Source organism: Glycomyces sp. L485, from assembly GCF_022548875.1.
Taxonomy (GTDB): Bacteria; Actinomycetota; Actinomycetes; order Mycobacteriales; family Micromonosporaceae; genus Glycomyces.
Genome location: NZ_JAKZEW010000045.1, coordinates 22,456 through 31,373, shown reverse-complemented (window position 1 = coordinate 31,373; position 8,918 = coordinate 22,456). Strand labels below are relative to the sequence as shown.

The following is an 8,918-nucleotide window of genomic DNA, read 5'->3' as shown; positions in this document are numbered from 1 at the left end:
GCGAGCGAAACCCGCTGCGGCGCGGTCGGATACACCCGGTATCGGTAACGAAGGAGCACAGGTCGAAGATAAACCAGGGGTACGACAATTCCGAAAACCCAACGGTTCGGACAGTCCCGCTCCGCGGGACTGTCGAGCAGGCAATCGACCCGGATCCACCTCCGCCCTAAAGGACGAACCCCTCTCCGGAAAACCGGTAGCCGTGCCGGCGACGGCGGGCCGCACCGATGGGAGGTGCCGCCGTTCGGCGACCCCTCCCTTTGGTGTTCTTGCGGTGGTGTTCCCGGCTTCAGGCGGCTTCGACGGCCGGTCGGCGGACCGGCAGCGCGCTGGCCGAGGCGAGCAGTCCTACGGCGGCGACCGTGATCACGAAGTACAGGCCCGGCCGGTACTCGGCGATGCCGGAGGGGACGGGGCCGCTGATGAGTCCGGTGACGATCGCCAGGACCACCGCTCCGCCGATCTGGCCGGAGGTCTGGACCAGGCCGGAGGCCAAGCCCTGCTCGTCGTCGTCGATGCCCTCGGTGGCCTGGACCATGACCGACGAGAAGCCGAGCGCGAATCCGAGGCCGAGCAGCAGGAAGCTGGGCAGGAAGTCGGCGAAGTAGGCCGGTTCGGGGCTGCCGCCGCGGAGGATGAACCACGCGTAGCCGAGCACGAAGGAGCCCATCGCGGCGATGATCATCGGCGTGGTGCCGAAGCGGTCGATGAGCCTGCCGGCGAACGGGGACAGGAAGGCCACGATGACGCCGGCTGGGGCCAGCGCCAGTGCCATCTGGAGCGGTCCCCATTGGAGCGTGTTCTGCAGGTACAGCGACACGATCGTCTGGAAGCTGATGTAGGAGCCGAAGATCGCCAGCGCGGCGAGGTTGGCCCGCACGATGGATTTGACCTTGAGGATGCTCAGGCGCACCAGCGGATGCGGGAGCCGGTTCTCCACGATGAAGAACGCGGACAGCAGGAACAGTGCGGCGACGGTCGTGCCGATCACCGTGGGTGTGAAGCCGGTCTCCGGCGCGGTGACGATCGTGTAGACGGCGGCGAGCATCCCGCCGGTCAGGGTGATCGCTCCGGCGAAGTCGATGTTGCCGCGCTCCCGTTCGGCGTTGCGGGGCACCACGAAGAAGGCGGCGACGATGACGGCGGCGACGACCACGACTGGGGCGTAGAAGGTCAGCCGCCAGTTGATGCCGGTGAGCAGGCCCGAGACGATCAGGCCGGAGGCGTAGCCGGTGGCTCCGAAGACCGTGAAGATCGACAGGGCCTTGTTGCGGTCGCGGCCTTCCTTGAATGTGGTGGTGATGATCGACAGTGCGGCCGGGGCGGTGAACGCCGCCGCGACGCCCTTGACGATCCGGGAGGCGATGAGCAGCCCCTCGTTGTCGACGAGCCCGCCGACGAGCGAGGCGACGCCGAAGACGACCAGTGCGGACAGGAAGACCTGGCGTCGGCCCAGGAGGTCGGCCATACGGCCTCCGAGGAGCAGCAGGCCGCCGTAGCCGAGGATGTAGCCGTTGACGATCCACTGGAGACTGGAGGTCTCCAGGCCGAGTTCGGCGCCGATGGACGGCAGCGCGACGCCGACCATGGAGACGTCGAGGGCGTCGAGGAACATTGCCAGTCCGGCGACGAACAGGACGGCCCAGCGCTTTGGGCCCCAACGGTTCGGGGCATGTGCGGGGGAAGCGGAGCGGTCGGTGTCGTCGGGTTTGGTTTCCGTGAGTGTCACGCGGGTCAATTTACATGCCAGCGCATTGAATGTCAATGCATATAATGATTGATCATAAAATGCTTTGACATGGTAATCTCCTGGTCATGGACCCTGAATCGGATCAAGATGTATGCGCCAAGTGGTCTGAGACACTGCGTGCGTACCACGGCACATCGTGCGAGCTGGAGAACGAACTCCAGTCTCGGCATCAATTGGGGCTCAGCGAATTCGAGGTCCTCCAGGTCCTCAGCGGCCACTGCGGCGGGGCCGACGAGAAGGTCATGATGAAGGACCTGGAGGCCGAGATGTACCTCAGCCAGAGTGCCCTGTCGCGCACCGTCACGCGACTGGAAAAGGCCGGCCTGGTCACCCGCGCCGCCTGCGAACTCGACCGGCGAGCCAACCACCTCATGCTCACCGCCGCCGGGCGCGAACGCTGGGAGGCAGCGCGCCCGACCCACGAAGCGGTCCTGCGCAAGCACTTCGCATGATCCCGCCACCCGAGACGCCGCGGTCGGGCACACCGCTCTCGAAGACCCGCAAGCGGAACGGTGTTCATCGGTTGGACGGCCCCGGATACTGATGACGGCTCCCGGACATACCCCCCGAAGCGGGAACCCGGTCGGCACTTGAGGAGCCGGAGCACAGGCCTTCACCCGGTATGGTGTGGTTGAGAGTTCACGACCTGATCCGGCATGGAGAGTAGATCCTCATGACTCACCCCGACAACCAGCCACCAGCAGACGATGACGGCGGCACCTTCAAGCTCAAACCGAGCTCCCAACCCAAGTCCGAACCCGCGCAGGGCGAAAGCTTCGACTCGACCATGAAGCTGCGCAAGGGCGGCGGGGCCTCCTCGGCTCCCCCGCCCCCGCCGCCCTCCCCGCTCGGCAACCCGACCGGCCCGGCCAACCCGCCCTCGCCGTTCGCCGAGACCTCGGTGATGCCGCAGTCCGGCACCTCCCAGACCAACTTCCAGCCCTCCACTCAGGCGCCCGGCCAGCAGCACCCGCTCGGCGGCCAGCCGACGCCGCCTCCCCCGGGCCAGCCGTACGGGCACCAGCAGCCGCCCTACGGCCACCAGCCTCCCGGCCAGTACCCGCCGCAGCAGGGCCAGCAGCCGTACGGACAGCCCGGCGTCGCACCCGGCGAGGCCCCGGAGGGCGTCAAGCGCATCGGCCTGGTGGCGATGATCGGCGCCGGCATCGGCATCGTAGGAGCGATCGCGTCCCTCGCGATCCTCGGCGGGCTCGCGGTGTTCTCCGCGTCCGTCAGCATCCTGCTCTCGCTCGCGTTCGGCTGGTACGGCTTCGCCCTGCCGCGCGGGCAGATCAACTCCGGCGGCCTGCGCATGACCGGCATCGTCCTCATCATGATCGGCGCCGGGCTCTCGCTGATCGGCGTCCTCGGCGGGCTCGGCTCGATGGCGATCATCGGCGGCGCCGCCGCGCTCCCGCTCCTGCTCAACCTCGTCAGCGCCGGCATCTACAGCTACGCCTCCTTCATCTACATCAAGGACGAGCAGGTGAAGGCCTACATCAAGGGCGCCCCGGCCCAGGCCGCACAGGGCGGCTACCCGCCGCCCACCGGCCAGCCCGGCTACCCGCCGCCTCCCGGGTACCCGCAGCAGGGACAGCTGCCGCCACAGCCTCCGTACGGTCGCTAGACCTTCACACTCCGGCCGGACGGGACTAAGCTCACTCGTATGGACGGCCGCAGCAGCCACGGCGACACTTGTGGAGCCGTAAATTGGCATTGTGGGCTGCGGCCGCATGCGAGGAGGTCTGTATGTCTGCATCGCACGCGTCGAACGGCGGAGTGCCCGCCCGGGTGGTCGTGGCCAAGGTCGGCCTCGACGGGCACGACCGGGGTGCGAAGGTCGTCGCGCGGGCGCTGCGCGACGCGGGCATGGAAGTGATCTACACGGGCCTGCACAATTCTCCCGAGCAGGTCGTGGCGACGGCGCTGGCCGAGGATGCCGACGCGATCGGACTGAGCATTCTCTCCGGCGCGCATATGACGCTGTTCCCGCGAGTGCTGCGACTACTCGACGAGGCGGATGCGCGCGACATCGTCGTATTCGGCGGCGGCATCATTCCCGAAGAGGACGCGGCAACGCTTCGCGAAGCGGGAGTGGCCGCGACTTTCGGCCCCGGGGCGTCGACTCAGGTGATCGCCGAATGGGTGGCCCAGAACGTCGGCCACGAGAAGACCGGCGGCTCCGCCAAAGAGAGCACGGCCTCTACCAGCTGATACGCCATCGGCAAAATTTCTTCTGACAAGACCGTAACTGGCTGCGACCGGCCTCGTTCTTATTAGTGTCGGACGCAGTGAAAACTACGCGAGACGCATCGGAGAGCGAGACGAGAGCCGTAGCCAATCGGTATCTCACTGCTCTCGGAGCTATGCCACATACTGCCGATGCCCTGTCGATTGAGGGGTGGCGATAGGGCATCGTGCCTAAAGGGGATCAAGCCTTTGAGGGGTGGGCTTGATCCCCTACTAAAAGGGGACCGGACGCCTGAGGGGTGCGTCCGGTCCCCGCTTAATGCTCGCTCCGCTCGCCCGCCACCGGCCAGCAATCACAAGAGGCACCCGGCCCCCGCTCAGGGCCAGGAGTGACCGGCTCCACTTCCATCCCGCTTCCGCGACTCACCTACTCCCCCGGAGCGCCGTGAGATCTTCGAACTCGTCACACCCTCCACGGCCAGGAGGCCGCTACCCCTCCGCGCGCGTTACGCTGCGCTAACGGGCACCTGAAAAGATTTCCGGCCCGCGGGCTCCAGCCCGCTTCGGCCGGGCCAGGCAACCCGGTCAAGGAAGACTAGCTAGTGGAGCGGACTCTACAGTGGATCTGTACGAATACCAGGGCCGCGCACTGTTCGCCCGGCACGGTGTGCCGGTACTGGACGGCGGCGTCGCCACCACCCCGCAGGAGGCCGTGGAGCTCGCTGAGCGCCTCGGTGACCGGGTGGTCGTCAAAGCGCAGGTGAAAGTGGGCGGCCGAGGCAAGGCGGGCGGTGTCAAGCTCGCCGACAACGTCGACGAGGCCAAGACCCATGCCACGAACATCCTCGGCATGGACATCAAAGGCCACACGGTCGAGAAGGTCATGCTGACGGTCACGGCCGACATCGACACCGAATACTACTTCTCCTACCTCCTCGACCGTGCGAACCGCACGTTCCTGTGCATCGCCTCCACCGCGGGCGGCATGGAGATCGAAGAGGTCGCGCACACGGCCCCCGAGAAGGTCGTGAAACTCCCGATCGACGCCGGAGTCGGCGTCACCCCCGAAATCGCCGGTGAGATCGCCGACAAGGGCGGCTTCCCGGCCGACCTGCGCGACCAGCTCGTCGACGTCTTCGTCAAGCTGTGGGACGCCTTCGTCGCCGAAGACGCCACCCTCGTCGAGGTCAACCCGCTGGTCCGCACTCCCGAGGGCAAGGTCCTCGCGCTCGACGCGAAGGTCACCCTCGACGAGAACGCGTCGTTCCGCCAGGCCGAGAACGCCGACGCGTTCGCCGACGCCTCCGCGGTCGACCCGCTCGAGCAGCAGGCCAAAGAGGCCGGCCTCAACTACGTCAAGCTCGACGGCGAGGTCGGCATCATCGGCAACGGCGCCGGCCTGGTCATGTCAACCCTCGACGTCGTCGCCTACGCCGGTGAGAAGCACGGCGGCGTCAAGCCCGCCAACTTCCTCGACATCGGCGGCGGCGCCTCCGCCGCCGTCATGGCCAACAGCCTCGAAGTGGTCCTCTCCGACCCGCAGGTCAAGAGCGTGTTCGTGAACGTCTTCGGCGGCATCACCGCCTGTGACGAGGTCGCCAACGGCATCATCGGCGCACTCCAGACGCTGCACGAGCGCGGCGAGGACGTCAACAAGCCGCTGGTCGCCCGCATCGACGGCAACAACGCCGAGGTCGGTCGCAAGATCCTCGCCGACGCGAACCACCCGCTCATCACCGTGGTCGAGACCATGGACGCGGCCGCCGACAAGGTCGCCGAGCTCGCGAACAAGGAGGCCTAGGAACATGGCTATCTTCCTCACCGAGAACAGCAAGGTCATCGTCCAGGGCATGACCGGCTCCGAGGGCATGAAGCACACCCGCCGCATGCTCAAGGCCGGCACGAACGTCGTCGGCGGTGTCAACCCGCGCAAGGCCGGCCAGAAGGTCGACTTCGACGGGCAGAGCCTCCCGGTGTTCGCCTCCGTGCAGGAGGCCATGGCCGAGACCGGCGCCGACACCTCCGTGGTGTTCGTGCCCCCGGCGTTCTGCAGGGCCGCCGTCATCGAGGCGGTCGACGCCGAGATCGGCACCGTCATCGTGATCACCGAGGGCATCCCGGTCCACGACTCGGTCGCCTTCTGGAACCACGCCGAGTCCAAGGGCAACAAGACCCGCATCGTCGGACCGAACTGCCCGGGCATCGCCAGCCCCGACAAGTCGAACGCGGGCATCACCCCCGCCGACATCACCGGTTCGGGCCCGATCGGCCTGGTCTCCAAGTCGGGCACGCTGACCTACCAGCTCATGTACGAGCTGCGCGACATCGGCTTCTCGACCTCCGTCGGCATCGGCGGCGACCCGGTCATCGGGACCACCCACATCGACTGCCTCGAGGCGTTCGAGAAGGACCCCGAGACCAAGGCGATCGTCATGATCGGCGAGATCGGCGGCGACGCCGAGGAGCGTGCGGCCGAGTACATCAAGGCGCACGTCACCAAGCCGGTCGTCGGCTACATCGCCGGATTCACCGCGCCTCCCGGAAAGACGATGGGTCACGCCGGCGCCATCATCTCCGGCTCGGCGGGCACCGCCGACGCGAAGAAGGAGGCCCTGGAGGCCGCCGGGGTCAAGGTCGGCAAGACGCCGAGCGAGACCGCGAACCTGATGCGCGAGGTCATCGAGAACCTCTAGTAACAGTCGTGTGAGGGCCCGGGCGCTGCGCCCGGGCCTTTTTTCGACACCGCGACGGGCACCGGCCAGTCGGCACCCGGCGCCTCGCCTGCGGCGTCAGCGCACGTTGATGTAGTCGGCCGGGGAGTAGACCCAGGAGGTCGTGGCGCTGCCGCTGTAGGCCAGGAACCACCACCCGTCCTCGACCGCCTCGGCGATACCGATCGCCAGGCCGTCGCTGAAGGTCGTCAGGTCGTCCAGGTACCGGTAGGTCGGGCTGCCCTCGGCCCGGAACACCAGGCGCACCGGACGGCCGGGTTCACCGATGTAGCCGCCGGAGTGCCAGTCGGCGAACTCCAGCCAGCCGATGACGCTCACCGAGCGGCCCGGGCTCACCACCTCGGGGTTGGCGTCGGCGCTCAGCCGCGACTCGCGTTTGATCGTCACCCGGGCGAGGTTGTGCTCGGTGACGGCGTCTTGGGGCACGCCCCCGTACCAGTCGGTGTCCCGGGGAACGGCCGTGACCGAAAGCCACCAGGTGCCGGCGTGCCCGTTGTCGATTTCCCTCGCGGCCTGCCCAGGCTCCCGGCCGCCAGTGTCGACGACGAGTTGGAACGTGCAGATCGCGGTCGTATCGCTGATGTCCTCACAGGTCCGGCTGAGCGGGTAGGTCGAACCCGTCTCCAACAAAACGGGGGGCCTCAGGGACTTCCTCGCGACGGGGGCCGGGGGCCGGGGGCGGGTCGGCTCGGCGGACTCGGTGCTGGTGGATGCCGCGGCGATGACCGCGTTCGCGGTCGTCTGGCTCGAAGACCGCTACGGGAGCGAACTGTAGGCCACGAGGCCGTCGACTTCTTCGCCTATCCGCAACCGCGGCCGCGAGGCAGTAGAGTTCACTCCCAGAGTGCCTTTCCCTGCGATGTCTACATTGGCGTCAACACCAGTATCATCGCAGGTAGAAAGGCACTTCTTGTGTCACGACACCCCAACCCGACCAAAACTCATGAATGAATCAGGCTAGTCTATGGTCGTTCACGACCACCGGGAGGTGAATTGTGTACCTTTTGTCCGATTAATCGAAGGTATCCGCCGGCTGGCGGTGCGAGGTGTCGGCGACCGAGTCGGAGTCGGCCGCGTTCCATCGGTACCGCAGGCGCATCGACTACTCCAACGCGGCCACCCGAAATCAGGTGATCGAACTGGTGCGGTCCCTGGGCGAGGGAGTCAACTCGATCGCGATCCTCGGTCACGAGAATCAGGTGTACATCCAGACCGCCTTCATCGGCGACAGAGACGAATTCGGACTCGACTTCCGCAACGGCGAGCCCCGCCAGCACTACACGGTCAACGTGACCTCGAAGGAACTCGTGCTCGCCGCCTTCCTCAGCTACTTCGACGGCGACAACCGGTGGCGGACCATGGTCGAGCGGAAGCGCGACCCGCACTACGAGCGACTTCAGGGGTGAGCGATGCAGTTCCTCGATGACTCGAACGTCGCCGCATTCCTGGCCGAGGACGGGCCGCGACTGCTCGTGTTCGGCCTGGCGGCGGACCTGAGCAGCCAGGTCTTCGGCAAGCAGCTGACCGAGCTCGAACAGGACACCTACGGGCGCGTCGCCATAGGCCTGGTCGACATCGCGCAAGCACCGCGCACCGCCGCCGAATGGGGCGTGACCAAGGCGAACCTGCCGGTCCAGGTCCTCTTCACCGACGGCATCATGCAACGAGTCCTACTAGGAGTCCGCTCAACCCGCGGCCTACTGACTGAACTCAAAGAATACCTGGACACCCCGCAGACTTGATGCCTCCACCTCGCACAAACACGCCGCGGGCGCGTGTCCAGTTCTTCGCAAAGACGACGTGGCCCTCGGGCTCGACCAACAACGATCCAACAGACCATCGACCAGCGTCGATTAATAACAGAAACGGATCAGGTTCACTCGCCCGCGGCGCACAGCTGGCCAGTCACCATCGCCCAAGCCACCCGCCGCTATAACCGCAACGAACCTGCGACCCTCCGACTCCTGGAAATCACCCCGAAACCGACCTAAAACCACACACGCAGCCGCCCTGATCAGGCCAAGAAATCGGTGCCGTGATCCTGAATAGATACTCAGTCGCTCGTACGGAAATTCTACTTCATTTCCGGCCGCTCCGTATTTGGCGCCGCAGCTCTAGACCCGATGGGTTATCTCGATCGAACTTCAAGATCAGCATCCTTGGTCGCCCATAAACGACTGTTGACACTCCCAAGATTGGAAGCAATATGCAACTTACCGGCCAATAGACGATGAACCAGGACTCAA

At 66.3% G+C, this 8,918-nt stretch carries 9 protein-coding genes; 7 read left to right on the top strand and 2 right to left on the bottom strand.

All coding sequences use genetic code 11. The annotated features are described in order from the left end of the window. Positions 1 to 289: 289 nt before the first annotated feature. On the bottom strand, positions 290 to 1,729 hold the full coding sequence (locus L0U85_RS17525) for an MFS transporter (RefSeq protein ID WP_241379048.1): 1,440 nt from the start codon (positions 1,727 to 1,729) through the stop codon (positions 290 to 292). Positions 1,730 to 1,923: 194 nt separating this feature from the next. On the opposite strand from L0U85_RS17525, the gene L0U85_RS17520 reads away from it, so the two are divergent. The 5 genes from L0U85_RS17520 (at position 1,924) to sucD (ending at position 6,633) form a co-directional block, all read left to right on the top strand. Beyond that, entirely contained in the window at positions 1,924 to 2,202 is a 279-nt protein-coding gene (locus L0U85_RS17520; protein WP_241379047.1) for a MarR family transcriptional regulator, read from the top strand. Positions 2,203 to 2,423: 221 nt separating this feature from the next. After that, positions 2,424 to 3,377 (top strand): hypothetical protein, encoded by a 954-nt coding sequence (locus tag L0U85_RS17515; protein ID WP_241379046.1) that lies wholly within the window; start codon positions 2,424 to 2,426, stop codon positions 3,375 to 3,377. A gap of 122 nt (positions 3,378 to 3,499) precedes the next feature. Further along, positions 3,500 to 3,964: a cobalamin B12-binding domain-containing protein gene (locus tag L0U85_RS17510; RefSeq protein ID WP_241379045.1), complete on the top strand. Its 465-nt coding sequence runs from the start codon at positions 3,500 to 3,502 to the stop codon at positions 3,962 to 3,964. Between the two features lie 595 nt (positions 3,965 to 4,559). Then, complete coding sequence (gene sucC / locus L0U85_RS17505) at positions 4,560 to 5,741, top strand: ADP-forming succinate--CoA ligase subunit beta (RefSeq protein WP_241379044.1); 1,182 nt, start codon at positions 4,560 to 4,562, stop codon at positions 5,739 to 5,741. A 4-nt stretch (positions 5,742 to 5,745) separates the two neighbouring features. Next, positions 5,746 to 6,633 carry a succinate--CoA ligase subunit alpha gene (sucD, locus tag L0U85_RS17500; protein ID WP_241379043.1) on the top strand — a complete coding sequence of 296 codons (888 nt, stop codon included), beginning with the start codon at positions 5,746 to 5,748 and terminating at the stop codon, positions 6,631 to 6,633. 96 nt (positions 6,634 to 6,729) lie between these two features. On the opposite strand, the gene L0U85_RS17495 is transcribed toward sucD, so the two are convergent. After that, positions 6,730 to 7,302 carry a hypothetical protein gene (locus L0U85_RS17495; protein WP_241379042.1) on the bottom strand — a complete coding sequence of 191 codons (573 nt, stop codon included), beginning with the start codon at positions 7,300 to 7,302 and terminating at the stop codon, positions 6,730 to 6,732. A gap of 416 nt (positions 7,303 to 7,718) precedes the next feature. Here L0U85_RS17495 and L0U85_RS17490 point away from each other — a divergent pair, with 416 nt between their 5' ends. Further along, entirely contained in the window at positions 7,719 to 8,078 is a 360-nt protein-coding gene (locus L0U85_RS17490) for a hypothetical protein (protein WP_241379041.1), read from the top strand. A 3-nt stretch (positions 8,079 to 8,081) separates the two neighbouring features. After that, complete coding sequence (locus L0U85_RS17485; RefSeq protein ID WP_241379040.1) at positions 8,082 to 8,414, top strand: hypothetical protein; 333 nt, start codon at positions 8,082 to 8,084, stop codon at positions 8,412 to 8,414. Positions 8,415 to 8,918: the final 504 nt, after the last annotated feature.